At 57.5% G+C, this 25,590-nt stretch carries 25 protein-coding genes and 2 pseudogenes; 13 read left to right on the forward strand and 14 right to left on the reverse strand.

Annotated features, from left to right (window positions below):
- Positions 1-55: 55 nt before the first annotated feature.
- The 5 genes from MME58_RS19375 to MME58_RS19395 all read right to left on the reverse strand — a co-directional run bounded on the left by MME58_RS19375 (position 56) and on the right by MME58_RS19395 (position 4,431).
- The gene (locus MME58_RS19375) at positions 56-1,231 is read right to left on the reverse strand and encodes a PAS domain-containing sensor histidine kinase (RefSeq protein WP_054987631.1); all 1,176 of its coding nucleotides are present in this window, start codon (positions 1,229-1,231) and stop codon (positions 56-58) included.
- On the reverse strand, positions 1,221-2,042 hold the full coding sequence (locus MME58_RS19380; protein ID WP_054987630.1) for an alpha/beta fold hydrolase: 822 nt from the start codon (positions 2,040-2,042) through the stop codon (positions 1,221-1,223). The genes MME58_RS19375 and MME58_RS19380 overlap by 11 nt, the downstream gene beginning before the upstream one ends.
- Before the next feature lie 274 nt (positions 2,043-2,316).
- Positions 2,317-2,754 carry a nucleoside deaminase gene (locus MME58_RS19385; RefSeq protein ID WP_055005923.1) on the reverse strand — a complete coding sequence of 146 codons (438 nt, stop codon included), beginning with the start codon at positions 2,752-2,754 and terminating at the stop codon, positions 2,317-2,319.
- A 28-nt stretch (positions 2,755-2,782) separates the two neighbouring features.
- Positions 2,783-3,283: a hypothetical protein gene (locus tag MME58_RS19390; protein WP_055005924.1), complete on the reverse strand. Its 501-nt coding sequence runs from the start codon at positions 3,281-3,283 to the stop codon at positions 2,783-2,785.
- Between the two features lie 134 nt (positions 3,284-3,417).
- Positions 3,418-4,431 (reverse strand): ABC transporter substrate-binding protein, encoded by a 1,014-nt coding sequence (locus tag MME58_RS19395; protein WP_055005925.1) that lies wholly within the window; start codon positions 4,429-4,431, stop codon positions 3,418-3,420.
- A 120-nt stretch (positions 4,432-4,551) separates the two neighbouring features.
- Here MME58_RS19395 and MME58_RS19400 point away from each other — a divergent pair, with 120 nt between their 5' ends.
- Positions 4,552-4,962 (forward strand): GNAT family N-acetyltransferase, encoded by a 411-nt coding sequence (locus MME58_RS19400; RefSeq protein WP_055005926.1) that lies wholly within the window; start codon positions 4,552-4,554, stop codon positions 4,960-4,962.
- Between the two features lie 23 nt (positions 4,963-4,985).
- Here the strand turns inward: MME58_RS19400 and def are convergent, their stop codons facing one another.
- The 3 genes from def to MME58_RS19415 form a co-directional block, all read right to left on the reverse strand.
- Entirely contained in the window at positions 4,986-5,525 is a 540-nt protein-coding gene (gene def, locus MME58_RS19405; RefSeq protein WP_055005927.1) for a peptide deformylase, read from the reverse strand.
- A gap of 46 nt (positions 5,526-5,571) precedes the next feature.
- A complete protein-coding gene (locus MME58_RS19410) occupies positions 5,572-6,540 on the reverse strand; it encodes a YihY/virulence factor BrkB family protein (RefSeq protein WP_002554398.1) in 969 nt (322 codons plus the stop codon).
- Between the two features lie 225 nt (positions 6,541-6,765).
- A complete protein-coding gene (locus MME58_RS19415; protein WP_055005928.1) occupies positions 6,766-6,957 on the reverse strand; it encodes a CsbD family protein in 192 nt (63 codons plus the stop codon).
- Positions 6,958-7,196: 239 nt separating this feature from the next.
- On the opposite strand from MME58_RS19415, the gene MME58_RS19420 reads away from it, so the two are divergent.
- Positions 7,197-7,577, forward strand: a complete 381-nt coding sequence (locus MME58_RS19420; protein ID WP_055005929.1) for a hypothetical protein — start codon at positions 7,197-7,199, stop codon at positions 7,575-7,577.
- A 91-nt stretch (positions 7,578-7,668) separates the two neighbouring features.
- On the opposite strand, the gene MME58_RS19425 is transcribed toward MME58_RS19420, so the two are convergent.
- Complete coding sequence (locus tag MME58_RS19425) at positions 7,669-8,070, reverse strand: DUF2177 family protein (protein ID WP_054987621.1); 402 nt, start codon at positions 8,068-8,070, stop codon at positions 7,669-7,671.
- A 144-nt stretch (positions 8,071-8,214) separates the two neighbouring features.
- Between MME58_RS19425 and MME58_RS19430 the strand changes: the two genes are divergently transcribed.
- Positions 8,215-8,847: a DsbA family protein gene (locus MME58_RS19430; RefSeq protein WP_054987620.1), complete on the forward strand. Its 633-nt coding sequence runs from the start codon at positions 8,215-8,217 to the stop codon at positions 8,845-8,847.
- Between the two features lie 45 nt (positions 8,848-8,892).
- Here MME58_RS19430 and MME58_RS19435 read toward each other — a convergent pair whose 3' ends face one another.
- Positions 8,893-9,729 carry a CvfB family protein gene (locus tag MME58_RS19435; RefSeq protein ID WP_054987619.1) on the reverse strand — a complete coding sequence of 279 codons (837 nt, stop codon included), beginning with the start codon at positions 9,727-9,729 and terminating at the stop codon, positions 8,893-8,895.
- A gap of 305 nt (positions 9,730-10,034) precedes the next feature.
- On the opposite strand from MME58_RS19435, the gene MME58_RS19440 reads away from it, so the two are divergent.
- The 4 genes from MME58_RS19440 to MME58_RS19455 all read left to right on the forward strand — a co-directional run bounded on the left by MME58_RS19440 (position 10,035) and on the right by MME58_RS19455 (position 12,709).
- Entirely contained in the window at positions 10,035-10,223 is a 189-nt protein-coding gene (locus tag MME58_RS19440; protein ID WP_002554403.1) for a hypothetical protein, read from the forward strand.
- A 167-nt stretch (positions 10,224-10,390) separates the two neighbouring features.
- Positions 10,391-10,903: a hypothetical protein gene (locus tag MME58_RS19445; RefSeq protein WP_054987618.1), complete on the forward strand. Its 513-nt coding sequence runs from the start codon at positions 10,391-10,393 to the stop codon at positions 10,901-10,903.
- A 144-nt stretch (positions 10,904-11,047) separates the two neighbouring features.
- Positions 11,048-11,776: a TorF family putative porin gene (locus tag MME58_RS19450; protein ID WP_054987617.1), complete on the forward strand. Its 729-nt coding sequence runs from the start codon at positions 11,048-11,050 to the stop codon at positions 11,774-11,776.
- Between the two features lie 69 nt (positions 11,777-11,845).
- Positions 11,846-12,709 carry a DUF6279 family lipoprotein gene (locus MME58_RS19455; protein ID WP_055005930.1) on the forward strand — a complete coding sequence of 288 codons (864 nt, stop codon included), beginning with the start codon at positions 11,846-11,848 and terminating at the stop codon, positions 12,707-12,709.
- A 275-nt stretch (positions 12,710-12,984) separates the two neighbouring features.
- On the opposite strand, the gene MME58_RS19460 is transcribed toward MME58_RS19455, so the two are convergent.
- The 4 genes and pseudogenes from MME58_RS19460 to MME58_RS19475 all read right to left on the reverse strand — a co-directional run bounded on the left by MME58_RS19460 (position 12,985) and on the right by MME58_RS19475 (position 16,939).
- Positions 12,985-13,287 (reverse strand): hypothetical protein, encoded by a 303-nt coding sequence (locus MME58_RS19460; RefSeq protein ID WP_055004822.1) that lies wholly within the window; start codon positions 13,285-13,287, stop codon positions 12,985-12,987.
- Positions 13,288-13,497: 210 nt separating this feature from the next.
- On the reverse strand, positions 13,498-14,835 hold the full coding sequence (locus MME58_RS19465; RefSeq protein ID WP_054987649.1) for a DEAD/DEAH box helicase: 1,338 nt from the start codon (positions 14,833-14,835) through the stop codon (positions 13,498-13,500).
- A 168-nt stretch (positions 14,836-15,003) separates the two neighbouring features.
- Complete coding sequence (locus MME58_RS19470) at positions 15,004-16,239, reverse strand: HAMP domain-containing sensor histidine kinase (protein WP_055004823.1); 1,236 nt, start codon at positions 16,237-16,239, stop codon at positions 15,004-15,006.
- A gap of 11 nt (positions 16,240-16,250) precedes the next feature.
- Positions 16,251-16,939, reverse strand: a pseudogene (locus MME58_RS19475) (response regulator).
- 214 nt (positions 16,940-17,153) lie between these two features.
- On the opposite strand from MME58_RS19475, the gene bamA reads away from it, so the two are divergent.
- The 6 genes and pseudogenes from bamA (at position 17,154) to MME58_RS19505 (ending at position 25,564) form a co-directional block, all read left to right on the forward strand.
- Positions 17,154-19,526, forward strand: a complete 2,373-nt coding sequence (bamA, locus tag MME58_RS19480) for an outer membrane protein assembly factor BamA (RefSeq protein ID WP_055004824.1) — start codon at positions 17,154-17,156, stop codon at positions 19,524-19,526.
- A 113-nt stretch (positions 19,527-19,639) separates the two neighbouring features.
- A complete protein-coding gene (locus MME58_RS19485) occupies positions 19,640-20,053 on the forward strand; it encodes a hypothetical protein (RefSeq protein ID WP_055004825.1) in 414 nt (137 codons plus the stop codon).
- 87 nt (positions 20,054-20,140) lie between these two features.
- Positions 20,141-20,626: pseudogene (locus MME58_RS19490) on the forward strand (NAD(P)-dependent alcohol dehydrogenase); the annotation flags it as partial.
- Between the two features lie 146 nt (positions 20,627-20,772).
- On the forward strand, positions 20,773-21,660 hold the full coding sequence (locus MME58_RS19495) for a LysR family transcriptional regulator (protein ID WP_054985647.1): 888 nt from the start codon (positions 20,773-20,775) through the stop codon (positions 21,658-21,660).
- 140 nt (positions 21,661-21,800) lie between these two features.
- Positions 21,801-24,479, forward strand: coding sequence for an aconitate hydratase AcnA (gene acnA / locus MME58_RS19500; protein ID WP_055004826.1), 2,679 nt, complete (start codon positions 21,801-21,803; stop codon positions 24,477-24,479).
- A 23-nt stretch (positions 24,480-24,502) separates the two neighbouring features.
- Positions 24,503-25,564: a lactonase family protein gene (locus MME58_RS19505; RefSeq protein ID WP_055004827.1), complete on the forward strand. Its 1,062-nt coding sequence runs from the start codon at positions 24,503-24,505 to the stop codon at positions 25,562-25,564.
- Positions 25,565-25,590: the final 26 nt, after the last annotated feature.

The raw sequence follows: 25,590 nt of genomic DNA on the forward strand, positions 1-25,590 counted from the left end.
CGAATTTCGTGCACCTGCAAATAGACCTCGTTGCCCCACGAGGCCTGGCCTTTCCTCAGGTGGCAGGACGCGGGAAGGAGACCGTGAACGTTGTGCCTTCTTCAGCCGAAGAGCGAACCGTAACTTCCCCCAGATGGGCTCGAACGATCTCGCGGACGATGAACAGACCGAGCCCGACGGTTCGGGTTTCGTCGCTGTCGCTGACTATGCGTACGACTGGCTCGTACAGGTCGTCTACTTTTTCCATCGGTATCGGTTCGCCAAAATTATGCACCGACAGCTTGACCAGCCAGGTATCGAAGGATGAGGTGATCAACACCTCGCTACCCTCCGTACCATAGTTGATGGCATTGCTCACCAGATTGCCAAGCATTTGCAGCAGACGATCCGGATCAGCCGAACAGGCACCCTGCCCTTCGCTACGATGCGTCAGCACTCGGTGCGGGAAAGCCTGACGCAGCTCTTCGACGCCCCGGGCCACAACCGCGTGCAGATCGATAGGCTGTGGGACGACGGCAATACCACTGCCGACGCGGGCATGAGTGAAATCCAGCAGATCCACAATCATGCGTTCGGCACGGTCAGTGGAGTGATGGATGTGCCCGAGAATCCGCTCCTGCCGCGACTCAAGCTGCGTGCGCTCAAGCAGCCCGGCAGCCATCTTGATCGCCGCCAGCGGATTACGCAGGTCGTGACTGACGATACCAATCATCTGTTCGGCAAAAATGGCTCGTATTTCCGCCTCGGCATGGGCCAGACGCAGGCGATTGCGCGCCGAGGTAAGCTCGGTCTGGACGGTCATCTGTTGCTGCAGCAACTCTTCGGCGATCTTGCGCGAAGCAAGCAGTTCGCGTTCGTACTTGTTACGCTCTTCAGCCATGAACACGGCCACTTCATGCAGCGCCCCCAACGAGTGCTCACGGCGTACCGCATTGAGCATCATGGGAATGGCACGACCATCGGCATGGATCAACTCGACCTTGACCTCGGCGATTGAACCCTGAGTCTGTAACAGCGGTGCCCAGTGGGTCTGCAGAAAGACTTTGCCAGCCACCGTCAGCAGATCCTGAAAGCGGCGTCCTGCAACAGCATCTGGTTCCAGGCCCAGCCAACGGCAGAACGTCAGGTTGGCCCGCTCGATGGTGCCATTGGGCAAAGTGACCAACAGACCGCAGGCCGCATGTTCGTACAGGTCTTCTGTCACTGGCAGACTCACCTGTTCAACCGTCATGGGCAGCACCTTCGTAAGGTGCCAGAAACTGATTCATGGCGGTGATGCATTCCTGTGGCGCGCTCATATGCGGGTAATGCCCTACGTTATCGATCATGTGCAATGTGCTGTCGGCAATGACGCGGTGCAGATACTCGCCAACCTGAACCGGCACGACCAGATCGTCGCTGCTTTGCAGAATGAGCGTCTTGCTGTTGAATCGCGCGACATCGGCACGATGGTCGGAGAGGAAGGTCACGCGGGCAAACTGCCTGGCGATCTCGGCGTTGGTGCGGCAAAAGCTCTCGGCGAGTTCTTCACCCAGCTCAGGCCGGTCCGAAGCCCCCATGAGCGTCGGAGCCATAGTGCTGGACCAGCCCAGGTAGTTGCTTTCCAGGGTCTCAAGCAACGAGTCGATATCGGCGCGAGTGAATCCCCCCAGGTAATCACCGTCGTTGAGGTAATGGGGAGAGGGACCGACCATGATGTGACCTTCGAAGCGGCCGGGCGACTGAAGCTCGGCAAGCACCGCGATCATGCAACTGACCGAGTGGCCGACATGCACAACCGGCCCCTCTCCGGCGAACTCGTCGACCAGTTCCAGCAAGTCGCTTGCATAGCCCTTGAGCGATGCATATTTGTGCGGATACCAGGCCGACACGTCCGAATCTCCGCTGCCTACCAGGTCGAACAGCACGACCTTGAAGCGTTCTGCGAAGTGCGGAGCCATGAACCGCCACATGTGCTGATCGCAGCCGAATCCGTGAGCAAAAATCAGAGTGGCCGGTCCGTCGCCCACGATGTTGACATTATTGCGCTGTTGGACCGACATATCAGGCTCCAGAAATGGCTAGGTAACCGGCTTGGTGTGCTTACCATAATGATGATGAGAGGAGATTATCACCGTTAAAGGCACACTAGTGGCACAAACAGCATTTTAAGGCTGGAGCCAGGGAAGTTCGACGATGGGCAAAAACCTGATGCGAACGTGAATCGCATCAGGGAACGCGAAGGATGACACATTGCGTCACCCTTGTTCAGTCTGGCGGGACAGTCACTCAAGCCTGCCTGGGGGCGAGAATCCGATGATGATCAGCGTTCAACCGTTACTCGCCGATGTCTTCGTTCCATACCTCGGGCTTGCTGGCGATAAAGCCCTGCATCATGTGTTTGCACGTTTCGTTATCCAGCACATCGATCTGCACCCCGCGTGAGCGCAACAATTCTTCCTCGCCCATAAAAGACTGGTTTTCGCCGACGATCACCTTGCGAATACCGTAAAGCAGAATCGCGCCACTGCACATCGCACAAGGAGACAGTGTGGTGTAGAGCACCGCTTCCCGGTAAATACTGGCCGGTTGGCGACCGGCGTTTTCCAGCGCATCCATTTCGCCGTGTTTCGTTGCACTGCCCTCTTGCACGCGGCGATTGTGGCCCCGGCCAATGATCTTGCCTTCGTGGACGATGACCGAGCCGATGGGAATTCCTCCTTCCTTCAGCCCGAGTTGCGCCTCATCGATTGCAGCCTGCATGAATGCGTCCATGGTTTTGCCTCATATCGTCAAATAGCGGTCAGCGTTGCAGTGCTGCCTGGGCATTGCCCAATGCACGACTTACAAATTTTCCCAGCAGCTCCGAGGACCGCGCTTTCATGTCGGCACTGACCTGGGTGTTTCTGGCTCTGAATCTGCTCACCAGAGAAGGCGAATCCTCGCCCTGATTGAGCGAGCGCAATTCCTCTGCGGTAAAGGAATGAGCGTAAGCAGCGGCAAGGTTGCGGTCCCACTGAGCCTGGTACTCCGGTTGCAAGCGCTGCAGTTCTTTTTGCACCAGCTCCTGAGCTTCTGTCTTGCCAATCGCCTGCACGATACCGGCAAACGTCGCCGTGCGCGAGGCGACCTGATAGCCAAGCCAGGCGAGACCCTCACCCAGTTTGCGTTGCTCCACCAGTGCCAGCGCAGTGTCATCGGTCTCTTCGGCGTTGACCGGGTGCGTCACGTCCAGGCACAGACAGGCCATGAGTGCCAGACAGGTCTGCCACGCACCGCGCGAGACCTGGATAGGATCAGTCATGGCTCCTCCTGAGCATGAGTTGACCGAGTCCTGAACTTAACAGCTCGACGACGCTTTACCACCCGACACGTCGCATAAAGGCCATTTATGACGTTATCAGCTATGCCCTTTCCAGCACCGCCGGTGCGCAACAGTCAAAGACTGCTGCTGACTTTTGCGGCCACATCGGCCGGCAACCACGCCTTCCAGACCTCGGGATGTTGCTTGAGGAACCTGGCGGCGGCGACGCTGGCGTCCTCGTGCTTTTCACTCATTTCACCCAATGTCCGGTTAAGCAGATCAATCGGAAAATCGACCTGTTCGAAGACACTTACCAGCTCAGGGTATTGCTTGCTGAATTCAGCGGAGACACCGATAGACAGCGTAGCCGCCAGCGAGGACGTGCCACGCGGGTCTGGATTGCCGGGGTCGGTCAGGGTTTTCCAGGCTTCAGCATCAAAGGCGGGTTCATCCAGTTTGATCAGCTTGTACTTGCCCAGCAGGGGTGTCGGTGACCAGTAGTAGAACAGCACGGGTTTACCGCGCCGGATGGACGATGCAACTTCTGCATCCAGCGCTGCACCGGACCCGGTGCGAAAGTTGACGAAGCTGTCTGCCAGGCCATACGCCTTGAGCTTCTGAGTATTGACGATCTCAGAGGTCCAGCCGCTCGGGCTGTTCAGAAAACGGCCCTTGCCGGGCGCTTCGGGGTCCTTGAATACATCTTTATAACGCGCCAGGTCGGCAACAGACTTCAGGTCGGGAGCTGCGGGCTTGATCCCCTTGGCCGCATCCCCCTTGATCACGTACTCAGGCACCCACCAGCCTTCGGTCGCACCTTTGACAATGTCGCCCAGGCCAAGCACTTTGCCGTCAGCCTCGGCTTTGACCCACACCGGGCTGCGTCCGGTCCACTCTTCGGCGATCACCTGAATGTCATTTTTCGCCAGTGCGGTTTCCAGGCTGACGGTACTGCCGGGCAAGGTATCCGTCGGGTAGCCATAGCCCTTTTCGACAAGGGTGCGCAGCACCTCGGTGATCAGGCTGCCACTTTCCCAGGTCAGCGCACCAAACTGGATAGGCGTGTTTTTTTCAACGGCCACTGCCGTCTGCCCAAGCAGCCCCAGCGCCACAAGTGAACAGCCCAACAGTCGTGTTATTGATTTCATGCTCACCTCGAATGGCGCGGGAAAAACGGGTCTGAAACTATCGACATCAGCCTGCGGCAATTAGTTGTGACGGCTTCGGTCTCTGTATGATGCGAGGCCCATGTTTCGAGCCTGCCAGCGATGTCCGAAATCCGCTTCTGCCCATTGCCCGATGAGTGTCGTCCGCTACTGGGCAAGTTCTACCGCGAACACCAGTCGTCAATGCGTGCGGCCAGCAAGGGTCAGGCGTGGGTGGCCAGGCAGGCAGAAATCGTCGGTGCCTTGTGCCTGACGCCAGTAGCGGAGGGTCATTGGCTGACGGGGCTGTTCGTTGCGCCCGCGATGCGCGGAAAGGCGGTGGCTCGAGGTTTGATCGATGCGGCGCTGCAGCCACAGACCGGGCCGGTCTGGCTGTTCTGCCATCCTGATCTGCTTGGGTTTTACCAGCTCGCCGGGTTTGCGACAGCTCAGCGTCTGCCACAAACCCTGGGCGAGCGGTTCATGCGCTACAGTCGCAGCAAACCTCTGATTGCCTTGTGTCGCGAGGCTTAGTGGCTTTAGCGGGCAGATGACGATCATTCATCGGCATTCGGATCCATATCCGGGAACATCACGTCCATAAAGCCGAACTTGCTGAAATCGGTGATGCGCGACGGGTAGAGACGCCCGATCAAATGATCGCATTCATGCTGAACGACCCGTGCGTGAAAACCGTGGGCAACCCGCTCGATCGGCTGGCCGTTCGGGTCGAACCCTTCGTAGCGAATGCTCTGATAACGGTCCACCATGCCCCGCAACCCTGGCACCGACAGGCACCCTTCCCAGCCCTCTTCAAGCGTCGGGCTCAACGGGGTGATCAGCGGGTTGAGCAGAATTGTCTGAGGGACCGCTTCAGCCTGGGGATAACGTTCGCTGCGCTCGAAGCCGAAAATGACCAGTTGCAGATCAATGCCGATCTGCGGTGCTGCCAGGCCCACACCGCCCACGCTGTGCATGGTTTCGAACATGTCGGCAATCAGCGTCTCGAGTTCGCTGCTGCCGAACATGTCTGCCGGCACCGGAGGGGCGATGCGCAACAAGCGCTCATCGCCCATCTTCAGGATGTTACGGATCATGACTGCCTGTCCCTCGCCTAAAAGGCAATCTTGCCACAGAACGCGATCAGGTTTCGTCAGCCTTCTGCAGCGGGACCGAGTGATCGCGGCCCAGGCCGGAAACGTGCTGCTTGCCTGTCTCGCTGCTTTCCTCTCCAAGACCGTCGCCTGCTTCTTTCTCGCCTGCATCCTTGCCCTCGGCGGACATGTGCTCGATCACGGCATTCATTTCCGCCCCCAGCAACAACACGGCAGCTGAAATATAGAAGTACAGCAACAGGACAATGATCGCGCCGATACTGCCGTACATGGCGTTGTAGTCGGCAAAGGTCTTGACGTAAAAACCGAACGCCAGTGAAGCGACGATCCACACCACCACGGCCAACACCGAGCCAGGGGTGATAAAGCGAAACTCCTGTTTGACGTCAGGCATCACGTAATAGATCAGCGCCACAGCGACCATCAGCAGAATGATGATGGCTGGCCAGCGCAGGATGGTCCACAGCGTCACGATGAAGTCTTCCATGCCGATCTGTGCGGCTATCCAGTTCATCACCTGCGGCCCCAGCACCATAAAGGCTGCCGCCGCCAGTAACATGCCGGCAATGCCTACGGTGTAGAGAATCGACAGCGGCAGGCGCTTCCAGATGGGACGCCCTTCCACTACGTCGTACGCAGCGTTCATGGCGCTCATCATCAGGCGCACACCCGCCGAGGCGGTCCACAGCGCGATCACGATACCGATGGATAGCAAGCCACCCTTGGACTGTTGCAATTGGTCAATGACCGGGTTGACCTGCTCAAGGGCCTGAGGCGGTAATAGGAACTCCGATTGCAGGCGCAACCAGGAGAAAAAGTCAGGCAAATGCAGAAAACCGATCAAGGCGATCAGAAACAGCAGGAACGGGAACAGAGAAAACAGCATTTGATAAGCCAGTGCCGAGGCATAGGTGGACATCTCGTCGTCGAGAAACTCGTTGACGGTTCTCACCAGCACTTTGCTGACTTTCAATTTACGTAAATGGGGGAAAATCATGGCGCTTCCTCTCGCTCCCTTACCGGATAACCTTACATCCTGAAAACCGGTATTTTGCATACAGTGTCTCGCTCACTTTAGCCAAGACGTGAATACCGATGGCACATTGACTGAACAGGTCGTGAAAGGTTTCAGTCCCGCGGAGCAGAAAGCATAACGGCCATCCATGGATGACCGTTATCGGTATTGCCTGCTCCCGGCCAGAAAACGCCGGGATCAATCGACTCAGGCCTTGTCGACGCCCTTCTTGATCGCGTCCTTGGCATTGCCTTTGGCCTGCTGGCCTTCGCCTTTCAGCTCTTGCGCCTTGCCTTCAGCCCGCAGTTTGGTGTTATCGGTGGCCTTGCCAACAGCCTGCTTGACGTTACCAACTGCTTCGTTGGCCATACCTTTGGCTTTATCGCTGGTGCTGCTCATCGGAAATCTCCTGGGTCTGAAGACCGCGCTGGAATCGGATGTCGTACTCGACAAAAGGTTGACCTGTCGCCATTGCGAAGAGTTTCAACTATTTTCGGACCGCTCCGTGCCGCTCGTCTGCCACCACAGGTGCGCATTCAGCCCGCTGATGGCGAGTTTGCACCGAGGTTTGTGCGAGAATGCGCGCCATTGTTGTCTGGCAGGGCCGACACGCTGACAAACCGATTCACAGGAACGTTATGAAACTCGATAAAAAGCTGGCCATTGCACGCAGAAACCAGGATCTGGGCGGCGCAGTGCTCGGCGTCAACAACACGCACTTCGCCGTACTGGACCCTAAAAGAAACATCTGGTGGTTTGACCTGCCGGTGCCGCGCCTGCAAGTAGGTCAGTACGAATGGCTGCACCTGTTGCTGCACACCCCTGAGACCGACCGGTTACTGCATCTGAAAGTGACCACCGTGTTCATGCGCGACCACATGGAAGACCTTGAGGTACGCAATGCGGACAAGCGCAAACCGACCGTCAGCCTGGAACTGAGCGCCGACAAGGACTCGTTTCTCAAGGACATGCGCCCCAAGGGCAGCAGCCTGAGCTTTGCCGGCTTCCTGCAAAAGTAACGGCGAGCACAGTGACTGCACCTGCGGCCATGCTTGCGCACGCGTACCGTAAGAAAGGTGCCAGCCAGCAACTTTCTTTCGGCGCATGGTTTTAGGCAAACCGGCGCACTGCCAGATACCCTGCCGTACCCGCCAGCGCCGACACCAGCGTGCCCCACGCAAGGTCGACCAACGCCAGCTGCGCAGGCCAGCCTTGCAAGGTGGCCCAGTTGGTCAGGTCATAAGTGCCATAGGCAATCAGCCCCAACAGGCCGCTGAACAAGGTCGCGTGGCTCAGTCGCTGCTCCCTGACCGCCGGCAGCACGCCAAAAAACACCACGCCCGCCCCGTAGAGCAGATAGAACGCTATTGCAGGCCCTGCCACGGGTGTCGCAAGCATCAGCGGTCCGAGCCATTCACGGTAGGTCGGCCCCATGAGCACGCCCAGCCATAATCCGTCGAGGATCAGAAACGCCAGCAATGTGCCGACGTAAGCGATCAGTAGTTTTTTCATGGCGCGTCCTTGATGAAATTCCGGGTCTGGGAAAGCCCGCTTCAGGGTATGACCGACCAAAGGTAGACAACGATCCGTCCAACGTCAGGACTTTTAAAAGGCCAAGGGAGTCAGTGTTAGTTAGCGTTATGGAGTTTTAACCAAATGAACACTGTTGGACCCTTGAAAATCGATGTCTGGAGCGACTATGTCTGTCCGTTCTGCTACCTGCAACTGACAGTCCTGGAACAGCTTCAGCGCACCTATGGTGAACAGCTCGAATTCAGCTGGCACGCCTTTGAACTGCGCCCCGATCCGTTGGCACTGCTTGATCCGAATGCCGATTATCTGCGGGAAACCTGGTCACGATCAGTGCTGCCGATGGCCGACAGACGCCAGGTCATGATGAAGATGCCAGCCGTGCAGCCGCGCAGCCGCAAGGTTCTGGAAGCGGCCGCGTTTGCCAGGAACGCGGGAAGTTTTGACAAGTTCCACAAGGAGGCTTTCAAGGCGTTTTTTGAAAAAGGCCTGGATATAGGCGAGACACTTACGTTGCTGGAGCTGGCTGCAACCACCGGACTGGACCGGCAAGCCATGGAGCGGGCACTGAACGCCAGCGAGTATGAAAGCACCGTGCTGGAAGATCAGCAATTGGCGCAGAAGCTAGGCCTCAGAGCGGTGCCGGTCCTGCTGCTGCGACGCAATGACGAAGCACTGGAGCAGGCCCGGGTATTCAACGGCACTTTGCCGTTCGACCGCCTGAGTGGGGAAATAGACGCGCTTTCAGCCTGGTGCTGAGGCGCACCGGCTGCGCACTCAGGTGTCCAGGCCACAATTCTCGGTTCAGACCAGCTCGATACGGTCGGCGTGAATCACGATCTGACCCTGCTTGTACAAGGCACCAATAGCTTTCTTGAAGTTGCCCTTGCTGACGCCGAACAGGTTGCTGATGATCTGTGGATCGCTTTTATCACTGACGGGCAGCGTGCCGTTGTTCTCGCGCAGCCTGGCGAGAATCTTGGAGTTCAGACTGCTTGCTGCCTCTGCGCCTACCGGCTGAAGACTCAGGCTGATGTTGCCGTCGGCACGGACTTCCTTGATGTAGCCTTTTTCCTGCTTGCCGGCGCGCATGAACTTGAACACTTCGTTCTTGTGAATCAGGCCCCAGTGCTTGTTGTTGATGATCGCCTTGAAGCCCATGTCGGTCGCTTCGGCCACCAGCAGATCAACCTCCTGCCCTACGCTGTAGCTGGCTGGAGTCTTGTCCAGATAGCGATCGAGACGCGCAGTGGCGGTGATGCGCCGCGTGTGTTTGTCGAGATAAACGTGGACCACGCAGTAGTCACCGGCCTGCAGGGTGCGCTTCTCTTCGGAGTACGGCAGCAACAGATCCTTGGGCAGCCCCCAATCGAGGAACACGCCGATGCTGTTGACTTCAACCACCTTGAGGCTGGCGAACTCACCGACCTGCACTTTGGGTTTTTCAGTGGTGGCGATCAGCTTGTCTTCGCTGTCCAGATAGATGAACACATTGAGCCAGTCTTCATCTTCGGTAGGAACGTCCTTGGGGATATACCGGTTGGGCAGAAGGATTTCACCATCCTGCGCACCGTCCAGATACAGACCGAAGTTCGTGTGCTTGACGATTTGCAAGCTGTTGTAGCGCCCGATTAAAGCCATTTCCAGATACCCTCATTACGTGGGCGGCATTCTACCCGACTTTGTGGCCGGGTTCGCGCTGCATGGCAGAAGGTGCCGGTGCAGCTTCCACTCGTCAGTTTCCCTGATTGAAACGTTTTGCCTTATCTGCGCAGCGCAACGCTTCACAAGTAAAAACTTTCCTTTAAAAACATCGCCTTAGATTTTTTCGTGTAAAACCGACGCCGCTCGGTGCACAGACTGACCTCGGGCGAATGCCATATTTGCCAAGCAATAATCAAGCGTTTCCTGTACTCTGGCTGGCCGTATTACGTTTATGAAGGTAAATGGCAGCCATGCGTATCAAAGCATCCCACTCGAAAGCCAAACCCGCCCCAGCCGTTGAAACGAGCGACTCGATCAACGCGCAGATTGCAGCTTTCCTGAAGTCCGGCGGTGAAATCCAGCAAATTGCCAAAGGCGTGAGTGGCCAGACCTTCGCACCGTCCAAGCAGATCAATCTCGGTAAAAAGTAAAACCGCGCCCTGCCTGTCGATCTCTATGCGCCTTGACGCTCAAGGCGCTAGATTGACCATCCTTCGCTGGATATTCCTCCGGTCACGCTGCTACTCTCTCCTCTGATATCACTATGACCACGAGCTGGATCACGCTCTGGACGTTATCTCCTTTGTGGAATGCTCGAATGAAGAACTGGATGCTTTTCGGCGCACTTGTCTACCTTGGCGGCTGCGCATCGCAGCACTGCGAAAACGGCCCAAACGACAGTCAGCTCACCGACAGCCCTTGCCGGGCAGAGCATCTGCTCTATCAAAACGACATGCTTCAGGCCAAGTTGCTGATCAGCGAAGACAACCGCGAAAACTACGAACTGGCTGAAGCCATGCTGCGCCGTGCCGCGCTTGACGACGCGTCGGGCGAAGCCGAGTTCTATCAGGCCGTATTGCTGATTCGCCAGCAGGCCGATCAAAAACAGATCATCGACTTGTTGCAAACTGCTGCAAAACACAAACATCCGTTGGCCATAGCTCTGCTTTCCCAGCAATTGAGCGTCAGTGATCCCAAACTTGCCGAGCGCTATCAAGCCGAATACGCGCAACTGGACGTCGCCAGGAGCGGCTACCCTTCGTTTCAGCAGGCGCTGGTAGTGATTCGCGGGTTGATCATCCCGTCCGCACGCACCACTGCGGCTAACTGACACACAACGGATCGACGAACGGTGCGCCCGCAGCACATTTCAACGGTATGCTTGCGAGGCTCTAGCTCGCGGCTTGTGTCGGCTCCTGAGCCATTTTCGATACGCCATCCCTGACCACACTCCTCGCAGATCAAGGAGTGAGCCATGCTCAGTCATCGCTTACATGTGCTGTCTTTCAGCGCCATGATTGTCTGTCAGTCCGTCTCTGCCCAGGTTATGGAGCGGGATCTGGGCGACTTCGACCTGAAACTTGCCACTACGCCTACACGCAGTATGGCGCAGGGCTTGGTAACGCCCAGCGGCGGCTCGGGTTCCTTTCATGGCGGGCTGGACCTGACCCACGAGAGCGGCTTCTACTTCGGACAATGGGCACCCAATATGGGCTTCGCCTCCGATACAGGAATGGAGCTTGATTCCTACATGGGCTTCAAGAAGCCTTTCGATAATACCCTGGGCTACGAGCTGGGGATGATTCGTTACAGCTATCCCGACACCAGCCAGATCGACAGCCACGAGTTCTACGCCGGGCTGCGGATGCAGAACAGCAGGATCGGTGCCGCATTCAGTAACGATGTCGGCACACGCGACAGCACAGTATTTGTCGATCTGGGTGCCATCGAGCAATTGGGGGTGGGCGTACGTATGCAATATGCCAATCATCAGTTCGACACCCCGCAGTCTTCCGCCGACGGTGGGCTGATCAACGGATTCAACGACTGGTCGCTGAACCTGTCACGCCCCTGGCTGGGCATCGACATGAACCTCATCTACAGCGGCTCAAGCCTGAGCGGCGGCGATTGCAGCGTCTATAGCGGCCACAATGCACGCTGCGAAGGGACGTTCACGCTCAAAGCGGTACGCTCATTCTTCTAAAGCTCGAAACCGGTTGAACTGCCAGACGCTACACTCCTCTACTGCACGTCAGTACGCCAAGGAGTTGTCATGCAGTCTTTATTCAAAGCCTTCATCATGCTGATGATGACCGTGTCACTGCTTGCAGGATGCAACCAGGTCGGACTGGCGTATCGCAATCTCGACGTGATCATTCCCTGGACGCTCAGCGATTATTTGGACATGAACTCGGAGCAGAAAAGCTGGCTGGATGTACGCCTCAAGCAGCACTTGAGCTGGCATTGCAGTACCCAGTTGCCGGAGTACCTGACCTGGCTGGACAAGCTTGAGGACATGGTCAAGAACGACCAAGTAACTTACGAGGGGCTGGAGGCTCGCACTCGCGAAGCCAAAGAAGCGATAGCGAAAATATCGAAGGAAATCACCCCGTCTGCGGTAGAACTGCTTTCGCGCTTTGACGACAAGCAGGTGCAGGAGATGCAGGAGTCGTTCGCCAAGGATCAGCGCAAACGTGAAAACAAATACCTCGAGCAGCCACTGGAACGCCAGGTCGCCGAGCGTGCCGATCGCATGCAAAAACGCCTGACGCCGTGGATCGGCAAACTTAATCAGGCGCAGAAAGACCGCATTCATACCTGGTCCGCTTCGCTCGGCGAGCAGAACAAGGCCTGGATCGAAAACCGTACGCGATGGCAGAACCTGTTCCTCGCCACTGTCCAGCAGCGTCAGGCCAGCGACTTCCCGCAACGTATCGCGGCACTGCTGCAGGACCGTGAGACATTCTGGACGCCTGAGTATCGAAAAGCCTACGACCAGACAGAGAAGGCAGCGATATCATTAATTGTCGACATCACGGCCATGAGCACCCCGGACCAACGCTCCCGACTGCTTAGCCGGATCGCCGATATGCGCAAGGACTTTACCGATCTGGATTGCCTGAAGTCGCAGAAGTGACCCGATAGCCCTTTCACCACAACTATCGTGCCCATGCTCCGCGTGGGTATACCGTTCCGGACGCTCTGCGGTCTGCCTTAAACACGCGGAGTGCGCGGCGCGGCGCAGAATCGTGACGCGGAGCGTCACCCAAGGCATTCCCACGCGGAGCGTGAGGAGCGATAGCTCTCTGACTAACGATAGCTCTCTGACTATCGTGCCCATGCTCCGCGTGGGCACGCCGTTCCGGACGCTCTGCGTCCTGCCTTGAACCGGCATGCGGGGTGTCAGCGGTTTCAGGCGATCTGTGGCTTTTTAGCGATGGTGTCGAAGAGCACAGGGTCAAGCGGGTCGCCTGCCTGCTCATTGAGCACCTGACGCGGATGATCATTGCCCGGAATGCTGCTGTCGATCAAAGCCAGCAAGCTTGCGCCACGCTTTGTAAGGATATAAGTCGAGCCATATCCACCTTCCTCGCGAGGGCGCGGTTCGATATAGCTGCGATTCAAAAGCGTTTCGAATTCGGTGGATGTCGAGTGGGTGCCGTTGTTCTGCACCTCGTGCAACAAACGCTCGATAAGGTCCCAGTTGTAAGTCATTTTTCTAAACCTCCGTCCAGCATGGAATGATCACCCATGACTTCCAGCCACAGGCATGCGACTCAGAGTTTGTGACCTGCGGGGTTTGTGGCGGTTCACCGGAGTTGCCGGACGGCGTGAACAGGCGTTGCCTGCACAAAGCCAGGCTGTACTAAAAAGCCAGGCTGTAGAAGATGATCGCTCCCGCCTGCGCGGGAGCGATCAAGTCAGTCACTCCGCGGCCGGGGCCGGGGTGCTGCGTTTTTTCAGCGGTGCCATGCCATCCTGGCTCACCAGATCGGACTTGGGACGGTTGACCGTCTTGCGCTTGGTCGGCCCTTTGGCCGCTGCCTTCTTCTTGTCACCCTTGGCGTCGGTCTTTTTCTTCTTCACGCCTACCGCCTTGCCGGAAGCCTTGACCTTCTTCGGCCCGCCGTAAGTGCCTTTGACCTCTTTAATGACACGACGCTCGAAGCTCTGCTTGAGGTAGCGTTCGACGCTCGACATCAGGTTCCAGTCGCCATGACAGATCAGCGAGATTGCCAGGCCGTCGCTGCCCGCACGGCCGGTACGACCAACGCGGTGGACGTAGTCGTCACCGCTGCGTGGCATGTCGAAGTTGATCACCATGTCCAGGCCTTCGACATCAAGGCCACGGGCCGCTACATCGGTCGCGACCATGATCTTGGCGCCGCCTTGCTTCAGACGGTCAATGGCCGCCTTGCGGTCTTTCTGGTCCTTGTCGCCATGCAGCACGAATGCCTTGTACTCCAAGGCCACCAGACGGCCGTACAAACGGTCGGCCATCGCCTTGGTATTGGTGAAGATAATGGCCTTCTGGTAAGTCTCGTTGGCCAGCAGCCAGTTCAGAACCTGTTCCTTGTGCACGTTGTGGTCAGCGGTGATGATCTGGTGGCGTGTGCCGGAAGCCAGTTCGCTGACACTGTTCACCTGCAGATGCTGCGGGTCCTTGAGCACCTTGCCGATCATTTCGCGCAGGCCGGCACCGCCGGTGGTTGCGGAGAACAGCATGGTCTGCTCACGGCCGGCACATTCACCCGCCAGGCGCTCGACGTCTTCGGAGAAACCCATGTCCAGCATACGGTCGGCTTCGTCGAGCACCAGCACTTCAACATGCTTGAGGTCGAGGTTGCCCGCGTTCAACTGCTCCAGCAGACGACCCGGTGTGCCGATCAGAATGTCCGGAACCTTGCGCAGCATGGCCGCCTGTACCTTGAAGTCCTCACCACCGGTGATCAGGCCGGCCTTGACGAAAGTGAACTGCGAGAAGCGCTCGACCTCCTTCAGGGTCTGCTGAGCCAGCTCGCGCGTTGGCAACAGGATCACGGCACGGATGTCGACACGAACCTTGGCCGGGCCGATCAGGCGGTTGAGGATCGGCAGCACAAACGCGGCGGTCTTGCCGCTACCGGTTTGCGCAGTCACCCGCAGGTCGCGCCCTTGCAGTGCAAGCGGAATGGCGGCCGCCTGCACAGGCGTAGGCTCGACAAATTTAAGCTCGGCCACAGCTTTAAGCAGGCGTTCGTGCAGGGCGAATTCGGAAAACACGGGTGCTACCTCGACGAAAAACAAAAATACAGCTGCATAGCGTAACGGTTTCGAGCGCCGGGGCCGAGTTTCTTTACTACCAAAGGTCGATTTTGTTTATGGATCAGCCCGTACGACACCTCCAGAAGCCGCACAATCGAACCGCTGACGATGAACAACACGTACGTCTCAGCTCACCGGCAGTACGATATCCACTGCCAGCCCACCGCCAGGCCGATTGCGCGCGGCGATCTGGCCACCATGCATTTCAACGGCACGAAGCGCGATGGCCAGGCCCAGGCCGAAACCTTGCGCGGCATTGTCCGGGCCACGTTCGAAAGGCTGAAAGATACGTTGCAGGCACTGTTCATCCACGCCCGGCCCCTGATCGATGACATTGACCGTCAAGCCCGGTGGGTATGCCTGAACGTTGGCGATCACCACCACGTCAGTGCCAACCGTGGTGTGGCGGACCGCATTGCGAATCACGTTTTCGAAGGCCCGGTAAAGCAGCTCGCTGTCGACCTGCGCCACAAAAGGTCCTGGGGCCTGCAGCCTGACCCGACACTGTTTCAGGCCAGCCTCGAACTCGGCATCCTCGACGATGGCCGCCAGCAGGCTGATGACGTCCACCGTTTCTCGCTCCAGGCTCCCGACATCACGCTGCATGCGCGCGAGGGTCAGCAGCTCTTCGATCAGTGCATCCATGCGCTCCGACTCGCGCTCGACCCGCTCGAGCATGTCCAGTTGAGTCGGCTCCTGGCGCAGCAGACCGATAGCGGCACTCATGCGGGTCAGCGGTGAGCGCAACTCATGGGAAATGTCGTGCAGCAGTTGCTGCTGGGAATCTGCCATGACCTTGAGCTGATTGGCCATCCGGTCGCAATCTTCAGCCAGATCGACGATTTCATCGCGTCGCCGCCCCATATCGGGTTTCACCCGCGTATCGAAACGGCCTCTGGCAACCTTGCCCATTGCCTCACGCAATTTGATCAGCGGTGCCACCAGATAGCTGCTGAGGAACCAACTGAACAGTGCGCTCATGAACGTGCCGGTGATCAGCGGATTGAAATGCGAGGGCCGGTCTTCATGGTTGGGGCGCTGGGTGGACCTGATGTGTACGACCGTGCCCTCGCGGGTGTGCACGGCCAGTTCGAAAACTGGATCCTCTACCGGCTTGCCCGCCAACAGCAGGCCGCGGCTGTCGTACAGCCCGACCCGACCTTGCGCGTCAGGCTGCCAGGCATCGAGCAACGCCTGCCCCGCGGCAATGCCGGACTGTTGAAGAATGCGTACTTCGTTGTCAAACACGGTGCTGAACGAAGGATCGCCCGGCCCTGAACGCGACAGCATGAACAAACCGGCACCGACCATGAACGTCATGCTGGTTGCCAGCCAGAACGCCAGAAACAGTTTCCAGAACAACCGGCTCGGTCTCATGGCGTAATCAACATATAGCCCAGATTGCGTACGCTCTGTATCCAGCTCCGGCTATCGTTGCGCGGCCCCAGTTTGTGACGAATGCTACTGATGTGCACGTCGATGCTGCGGTCATAGCGCGCCAGCGGCCGGCCCAGTGCGTTCATCGACAGGTTCTGCTTGCTGACCAGTTGCCCGGCATGACGCGCCAGCTCTTCGAGCAGGCAGAACTCGTTGCCAGTCAGTTCAGCGTGACGCCCTGCCAGTGTGCTTCGCGTTTGCCCGGCCAGAGCGTCAGTTCACCGGCCTGTACCACATCCCTTCCCGTCTCGACCATTGGTACCGCCCGTACCCTGCGCATGATCGCCCGCAGACGCGCCACCAGTTCGCCCGGTGAGCTGGGCTTGGGCACGTAATCGTCAGCCCCCAGTTCCAGACCGGAAATACGGTCGATGTTGTCGCCACGGGCCGTCAGCAGAATCACCGGTACCTGGCTTTGCGCGCGGATACGCCGGAGCACTTCGATCCCGGACATGCGCGGCATCATGATGTCGAGCACAACAATGTCGTGACGACCCGACAACGCCTCGATTTCCCCTTCTTCAGCACTGTTGGTGCAGGTCACCGTGAAGTGTTCACGGGTCAGGTACTGACTGAGCATTTCTGTCAGTTCCCGATCATCGTCGACAAGCAATACGCACGTCATGGCAGGCCCTTATTGGTGGTTGCCGATTATCCCGGCGCTGCCACGGCATGTCAGCCAGGCGGGATGATCTTTACCTAACCTTACACTGCGTTAACCGTCCCCAACCTGCCCGCCCCCTATGCTGCGCAGCCAACAGCGCCCGCCGGGGCCCTTTCTGGCGTCTCACCGGCAGCGTTCAAGCGCCTGTGTTCGCAGCTTTTCTGGAAAGGGTTTGATGATTTATTCGCGTCTGCTTCTATCGCTCTGCCTGCTATTCAGCGTCCCGTTGGTGCACGCCGACACTTTTTCCATCTCGGACATCCGCGTCAACGGCCTGCAACGCGTGTCAGCCGGCAGCGTCTTCGCTGCACTGCCGCTCAATGTCGGTGATAAGGCCGATGAACAGCGTCTGGCCGACGCTGCGCGCTCATTGTTCAAGACCGGCTTTTTTCAGGACATTGACGTTGCGCGCGACGGCAATGTGCTGGTGATCAATGTCGTCGAACGCCCCTCCATCGCCAGCATCGAGATTGTCGGCAACAAGGCAATCAGCACCGACGACCTGATGAAGGGCCTGAAGCAGTCGGGGCTCAGCGAGGGCGAGATTTTCCAGCGCGCCACCCTTGAGGGCGTGCGCAATGAGCTGCAACGCCAATACGTCTCCCAAGGCCGTTACAGCGCCTCGGTCGATGCTCAGGCGCTGCCTGCGCCACGTAACCGCATCGCCCTGAAAATAACTATCGACGAGGGGACGGTGGCGTCGATCCAGCACATCAATGTGGTCGGTAACACGGTGTTCCCCGATGAACAGCTCGCCGACCAGTTTCAACTGAAAACCAGCAACTGGCTGTCATTTTTCAAGAACGATGACAAGTACGCTCGCGAAAAGCTGTCCGGCGATCTGGAGCGCCTGCGTTCCTGGTACCTGGATCGTGGCTACATCAACATGGACATAAACTCGACCCAGGTGTCGCTGACGCCCGACAAGAAGAGTGTGTTCATTACCGTGAATATCACCGAGGGCGACCGGTATACGGTGGCCAGCGTCAAACTCGGCGGCGACCTGAAGGTGCCGCAGGATCAGCTTGAGCAACTGATTCTGGTCAAACCGGGCCAAGTGTTTTCGCGCAAGGTCATGACCGATACCACCAACCTGATCACACGCCGCCTGGGCAATGACGGTTACACCTTCGCCAACGTCAACAGCGTGCCGAAAGCCAATGAGGCCGATCACACGGTAGACATCATCTTCGTGGTCGATCCGGGCAAACGTGCTTATGCCAATCGCATCAACTTTCGCGGCAATACCAAGACCGCCGATGAAGTGCTACGCCGCGAAATGCGCCAAATGGAGGGCGGCTGGGCGTCGACTTACCTGATCGACCAGTCGAAAGTGCGCCTGGAGCGTCTGGGCTTTTTCAAGGAGGTGAACGTCGAAACACCGGCGGTCCCCGGAACCGACGACCAGGTGGACATCAACTACGCGGTCGAAGAGCAAGCCTCGGGCAACATCACCGCCAGCGTGGGCTTCTCGCAGAGCGCAGGGTTGATACTGGGGGGTTCCATCTCGCAGAACAACATCCTCGGCACCGGTAACTTCGCCAGCCTCGGCATGACCCGCTCCGAGTACCAGACCAAGTACAACTTCGCCTTCACCAACCCGTACTTCACACCGGACGGTGTGAGCCTGGGCTACAACGTTTTCTACAACGCAACCGACTACAGCAAGTATTACGACGATGACGACGAGGTCTCCTATTACTCGCTCGACAGCGTGGGCGCGGGGGTCAACCTCGGTTATCCGATCAGCGAAACATCGCGCCTGACCTACGGTCTGTCGATCCAGCACGACACCCTCGACCCCGGCAGCTACAGCGCCGACGAGATTTACGACTTCATCGAGCGTGAGGGCTCGTCATTCACCAACCTGAAAGCCAGCGTCGGCTGGTCGGAATCGACCCTCAACAAAGGCGTGCTGGCCACGCGCGGCCACTCACAAAGCCTGACCCTGGCCAGCACCGTGCCGGGCAGTGACCTGCAGTTCTACAAGCTCGACTACAACGGCCAGACGTTCGTGCCACTCAGCGACGCAACCTCGCTACGCCTGCACACCAAACTCGGCTACGGCAACGGTTATGGCGATACCGACGGCCTGCCGTTCTATGAAAACTATACGGCGGGCGGCCAGGCCACGGTCCGCGGATTCAAGGACGGCACTCTGGGACCGCGCAATACCCCGGCCACCGGGGCCTACGCCAGCCAGGGTCAGATTTATTACTCGGACCGCGACACGGAAGCACTGGGCGGCAACGTCCTGATCACCGGCGGCATGGAATACCTGTTCCCGATGCCCTTCGTCAAAGACCAGAAATCCCTGCGCACCTCGCTGTTCTGGGACTTCGGCACCGTCTACGCCGACAAGTGCTACCTGAGCACCACGCAGAACTGCGGCAACATCAATATCGACCAGATGGCCAGCTCGGTCGGCGTCGGCGTGACCTGGTACTCGCCGCTCGGCCCATTGAGCTTCGACCTCGCCGTACCGATCAAGAAACCCGAAGACGCCGAGACCCAAGTGTTCCAGTTCTCGCTGGGCCAGACTTTTTGAAACCTGGCCTTTTACAGCGTGAACCTTTACCCAGCATTACCCGGCCCGGACCGCGCTTTACGTCCGGGCATTGAATACTGCCTGGTATCAACCACCTGGTCAGGAGCCGCCCCATGAGCCGCGAAGTCAGACAAATTACCCCCGATGTGCAGGAAATCATCCAGCAGGCATTGCGCTCGCTGCTGGGCAAAGGTTTCGTCATCGCGTTATTCGGCAGCGAAGACACAACCGGGGCGATGCACTACCACCTGCGCATCGACCACGACGCAACAGGTCTGGGCATCGAGCATCACGACAATGTCGAAGACGGCTTCATCGACGACATTTTCATGCTAGCAACGCGCATGAAGACCATGCTCAAGCAACGCGAAACCCTGAGTCGCATGCACGGCGGCAGCCAGGTGACGGGTCAGGTCCGGCTGCTGACCTGGATCAACGACGACAGCAACCAGACGGTGCTGCAAACGGCCGGGGATGCAGGACGTGAATGCTTGAACGCGTTGCGGGGGCGGCGAATGGCGGGGTGATACGGGCTGCTCCGACTAATCATGGTGACAAAAACTGTCCCTGTCTCTGTGTACTGTGATCTTCACACTCAACGGAGAAGATGACTGATGAAGCGCATTCAATACAGCAAATACGGCGACCCGGAGCTGATGCGGCTTGAGGATTTCGAGTTGTCCGCGCCCGGAAAAGGCGAGGTGGCTGTGCAGGTCCGGTTTGCCGCTATTAACCCGATCGACTGGAAACTGCGTAACGGGATGATGAAGATCGTCACCGGCAACGCGTTCCCCCGGGCAATGGGCATGGACTTTTCGGGCACTGTCACCGCGGTCGGCGCGGACGTCACTCGGCTCAAGGTAGGCGACGCGGTGCTGGGGCTTGCACGTTTCAAGGAAAGCGGCGCATTTGGTCAGGCTGTCGTGACCAGAGAAACGTTTCTGGCCAAAAAACCCGCGTCGCTTTCTTTCGAAGATGCAGCCTGCATCGGCACGCCGGGCATCACCGCCTGGAATGGGCTGATCGACAAAGCGAAGCTGCAGGCAGGCCAGCATGTGTTCATCAACGGCTGCTCGGGAGCCGTCTGCAAGGCAAGCCTGCCCCCATTCAGTCTGATGCCGTGGTTAAAAGCATAGAAGGATGGGCTGGTGATCAATTCCGCATTTTCGACCTCGATTCGCTCAGGCTCCCAGTACCCGAATTAGGTATGTATCCTGCTATACGCCAACGAAAAGGTACGAAATGAATGCGCTACGACCTCATCACTATGGATGTTTTCATCGCAGTGGCCGAAGAGCGGAACCTTACCCGGGCGGCTGAACGCTTACACCTGGCTGTATCAGCGGTTAGCAAGCGCATAGCGGAGCTCGAAGAGCAAGTTGGCTCGGCCCTACTGCTGCGTTATGCACGAGGGGTAGATCTTACACCTGCCGGCCAATCGGTTCTGCACTACGCACGTGAGCTGCGTTTGGTGCTAGGCCACATGGACGAAGAGTTGGCCAGTTACTCTGCCGGCGTAAAGGGTCATATTCGGATTCATGCCATCACATCCGCATTGGCCCAATTTCTTCCTACCGACTTGGAGCGCTTCCTAGCCAGCTACCCTCTGATCAACTTCGACATAGAAGAACGTGTTGGTTCGGCTGTGGTAAAGGCGGTCGTAGAAGGTCGTGCTGATCTCGGAATATTTGCTGAGCACACCCGTGCCGCAGGCCTCGAAATACTTCCCTACCGCCAGGATCAGCTCGTGGTTGTGACGCCGAGTGATCATCCCGTAACAGAAAAGGGGAAAATATCATTCCTTGATGCCTTGGAGCACGAGTTCATTGGGCCCCACCTTGACAGCTCTCTCTACACACTGTTCGCCCAGCAGCAACCGGATTCAGGGCGAGAGATGCGGGTACGCGTTCGCGTCAGTAGTTTCGAATGCATGTGCCGACTGGTAAGTGCCAAGGTTGGAATTGCAATATTGCCCAAGGCGGCTATCCAGCAATATCTACGGCCCTTGAAACTTAAAATGACGCTCCTTGATGAGTCATGGGCGAGGCGCAGCTTGGTCATTGGAATGAGAAGCTCAGAACTATTGTCACCGACTATAAAGACGTTGGTGGAGCATCTGGGTAAAAACCACTAGTGATAGGGAGGAAGCTATCCTGACGAGCGTTCTCCTTTCACGAACGATGGCTTGGCGAATGACCAATTTTCGTTTACCTGTTCTCACCTTAGGATCAGGTCATTAGGGCATCAGATTGCCCCTACAAGAACGAGACAATCATGACCGCCAAAGCTTACCTTAGTCAGCTGGATATAGCTGAAGAGCGCTACACCTTCGTCGACCTGAGCAAGCTTCTGACCCAGTCGGATTTAGAGCGCCTCCCTTACTCGATTCGTTTATTGCTGGAAAACGTCGCACGTTGCTCGCCTGACGCTCTCGAATCGGTACTCGCCTGTGCAGTCGGCACAGGCCCGGCGTGCGAAGCTCCGTTCTTTCCCAATCGTCTCATGTTCCATGACACCACATGCCTGCCTGCGCTTGCAGACTTCGCGGGTATGCGAGACCGAGTAGCCGAGTTAGGTGGTGATCCTGAGCGCGTGAATCCAGTCATCCCCGCAGTGCTGGCTATTGACCACTCGGTGATTGTCGAGCGCTATGCTGACCCGGACGCAGTCGAAGCTAATCTGGACATCGACTTCCGCCGTAACGGTGAGCGTTATCAGTTCATCAAATGGGCCCAGAAGAGCCTGGAAAATTTCAAGGTCATTCCCCCAGGTACCGGCATTATCCATCAGATGAACATGGAGGCGATGGCTCAAGTCGTCTGGGAGAGCGAAGGCCCGGACGGCGAACGTCTGTTGCATCCGGACGATATGGTTGCCACCGATAGCCATACCCCTATGATCAACGCTATCGGTATTCTCGGCTGGGGCGTTGGTGGCCTTGAGGGTCAGGCCGCCATGCTGGGCGAACCCGTACCCATTAGCTTTCCGGAAGTGGTTGGCATCCGCGTCACAAATTCGCTACGCCCTGGGGTGACGGGGACAGATCTGTCCCTCTACGTTGCCGAGATTCTTCGCAAGCACAAAGTAGTCGGCAAGTTCGTGGAGTTCTGCGGCCCTGGCCTGGACAATCTCACCTGGGCCACCCGAGGTACCGTAGCCAACATGGCGCCTGAGTACGGCGCAACCGTGGTGTTTTTCCCATTTGACGACGAAACGGCCCGCTACTTAAAGCTTTCGGGTCGCTCACCAGACCTGCGCGCCAAAGCTGAACGCTACATGGAAATCCAGCAACTGTGGCGTCGTTCGCAGGCACCAGAGCCTGTGTTCGCAGACGTTATCGACCTGGATCTTGCAAGCCTGGAACCCAGTGTTGCCGGCCCACATCAACCTCATCAGCGTCAGCCTCTGGCTCAAGCCGGCTCATCATTTGACGAGCATGTAATCGGCCTTCAGATGATCGCAACCACTGCACCTGACCGATTTGAAGAGCCGAGCTTTGGCGAGCCTATTGGTCACGGCGCGGTCGTCATCGCGGCGATCACCAGTTGCACAAATACGGCCAACCCGGCACAAATGATTCAGGCGGGGCTACTAGCACGCAATGCGCGAAAACTGGGACTCACCCGCAAACCTTGGGTAAAGACCTCTCTTTCACCAGGCTCTCAAGTAGTGGCTGACTATCTACGGGAAGCCAAGCTTCTTGAAGACTACGCCGCCCTAGGTTTCGATCTTGCAGGCTTCGGGTGCATGACGTGCATCGGTAATTCGGGCAGCTTGGAGTCTCATGTCGAAGCCTTTGCCGAACAGGGCCTCAAAGGCGTGGCAGTTCTTTCGGGCAACCGAAATTTCGAAGGACGAGTCAATCCCAAAGTACCTGCAGGCTATCTGGCATCACCTGCATTGGTGGTCGCGTATGCAATAGCGGGCGATATTCATGTTGATCTGGTCAACCAACCACTGGCCTGCGACAGCAATGGGCGCGACATCTATCTCAGCGAATTGATGCCAAGCGATGAAGAAGTCGCTGAGCTTGCGAGTCACGTAGTGAAGCCAGAATTCTTTGCGGAGCGTCTGAGAACTGTGTGGGAGGGAACACACCACTGGCAGGCCCTCAGTGCAGCAGGCAGCATCCAGTTTCCTTGGGATCCAGCCTCGACCTATCTGCGCCGCCCACGCTACCTGGAAAGCATTGAAGCCGAGCCACCAAAAACATTGGCAATCGACAACGCCAGGATTCTCATGGTTTTGGGCGACAACGTTACTACTGATCACATCTCTCCTGCTGGGGCCATACCGAGAGACAGCCTAGCGGGTAAGTGGCTCATTGAGCATGGCGAAGATCCGGTCGATCTCAACCAATACTCCACACGACGCAGCAACCATGAGGTCATGCTGCGGGGTGCCTTTACTAATCGCTCGGTGCGTAACTTGCTCCTCGGTGAGCAGCCTGGCTTAGGAGCGTGGGCTTGGACAGCGGATGGTCAACAGGTGCTGCCAGTCTATGAGGCCTCTGTAAGTTACTTGGCGCAGGAAACGCCGCTGGTGGTCTTCGGAGGGATTAACTACGGTGCTGGCTCCAGTCGTGACTGGGCAGCCAAAGCGCAGGCTTTGCTTGGCGTACGCGCGGTGGTAGCACGTAGTTTTGAACGAATTCATCGCAGCAACTTGATCGGAATGGGTATCTTCCCGCTGGCGTTTGGGGAGGGCACTAGCGCTCAAGACTTGTCGCTTGAAGGGAATGAGCATCTGACGTTCGATGGGCTTGAGCTATTGGCAGTTGGCATGAACGTTGTCACTTTACGGATTGAGCGAGCAGGCAAGCCGGAGCAACGTGTTGACGTACAACTCAATCTCGATTCCCGCCAAGAGCTGATGTATCTGTCTCATGGGGGAATCCTGCCGTACGTAGTGCGCAAGATGCTCAACCGCGCAGACAGCCCTGCTCCCGTCTGATGACCGAAATCATGGAGAATCCTATGTACGCCTATGTCGGTAGCCGCACCACTCGCGAGCGTAATGCGCGTGGCGAAGGTATCAGCGTTTACGCCATGAATCAGGACGAAGGAACGCTGGAACTGGTTCAAGTGGTACGTGACTTGGTCAACCCATCGTTCCTGGCGCTCAATCGCAACGCAGATACGCTTTACACAGTTCACGGTGATCAGAGCGACGTGAGCGCTTTTCGCGTAGACAAATGCAGCGGAAAACTGACCTTCCTGAATACGCAGAGTACGCAAGGAAGGAATCCGGTACACCTGGCACTAGATCCATCAGAGCGGTATTTGGTAGTCACCAATCATATCGGCGCCAGCCTTGCCGTCCTGCCAGTTCTGGATGACGGCAGCATCGCCCCATTGAGCCAGCTGCTGGAGGTTGTGGGCGAACCGGGGCCGCACCGGATTGAACAGCCCCACGCCAAGCCGCATTACAGCCTCTTTGATAATCATGGTCGCTACGTCATCGTGCCGGACAAAGGCCTGGACAAAGTTTTCGCTTTTCGCTTCTCCGCTGGGCGGCTCGCCGCCACGATACCGGGGGTTGCTGCGCGCGAAACAGCCGGCCCCCGTCACGTGGCCTTTCATCCCAAAGGGAATCTTGCCTACGTGGTTAACGAGCTTGACTCGACTATCACCACCTACAGTTACGACGCCGAGAGCGGAACCCTTAGTCCGAAGCAAATTCTGACTACTTTGCCGCAAAGCTACACCGGCAATAGCAGAGCTGCGGGAATTCAAGTAGATCGTGAAGGACGCTTTGTTTACGCCTCCAATCGTGGTTACGACAGCATCGCCGTCTTCGCTGTCGACCCGGTAAACGGTTTGCTTGATTTCAGGGAGGCAGCTCATAGCGGAGGCTGTACGCCGCGCTTTTTTACACTGACGCCTAATGGACGCTATTTAATGGCTCTGAATGAAGACAGCGACAGCATCGTCACGTTTGCCGTGGATCAAGACCACGGTACGTTGCGGACTACGGGTTTTCAGACATCTACCGGCAGCCCTGTGTGCATGATTTTTTCTCCCTCCCAACGATGTTGATGCGCTGCGAGAGCCAGATTAACGCT

This window comes from Pseudomonas syringae pv. tagetis (assembly GCF_022557255.1).
Taxonomy (GTDB): domain Bacteria; phylum Pseudomonadota; class Gammaproteobacteria; order Pseudomonadales; family Pseudomonadaceae; genus Aquipseudomonas; species Aquipseudomonas caricapapayae.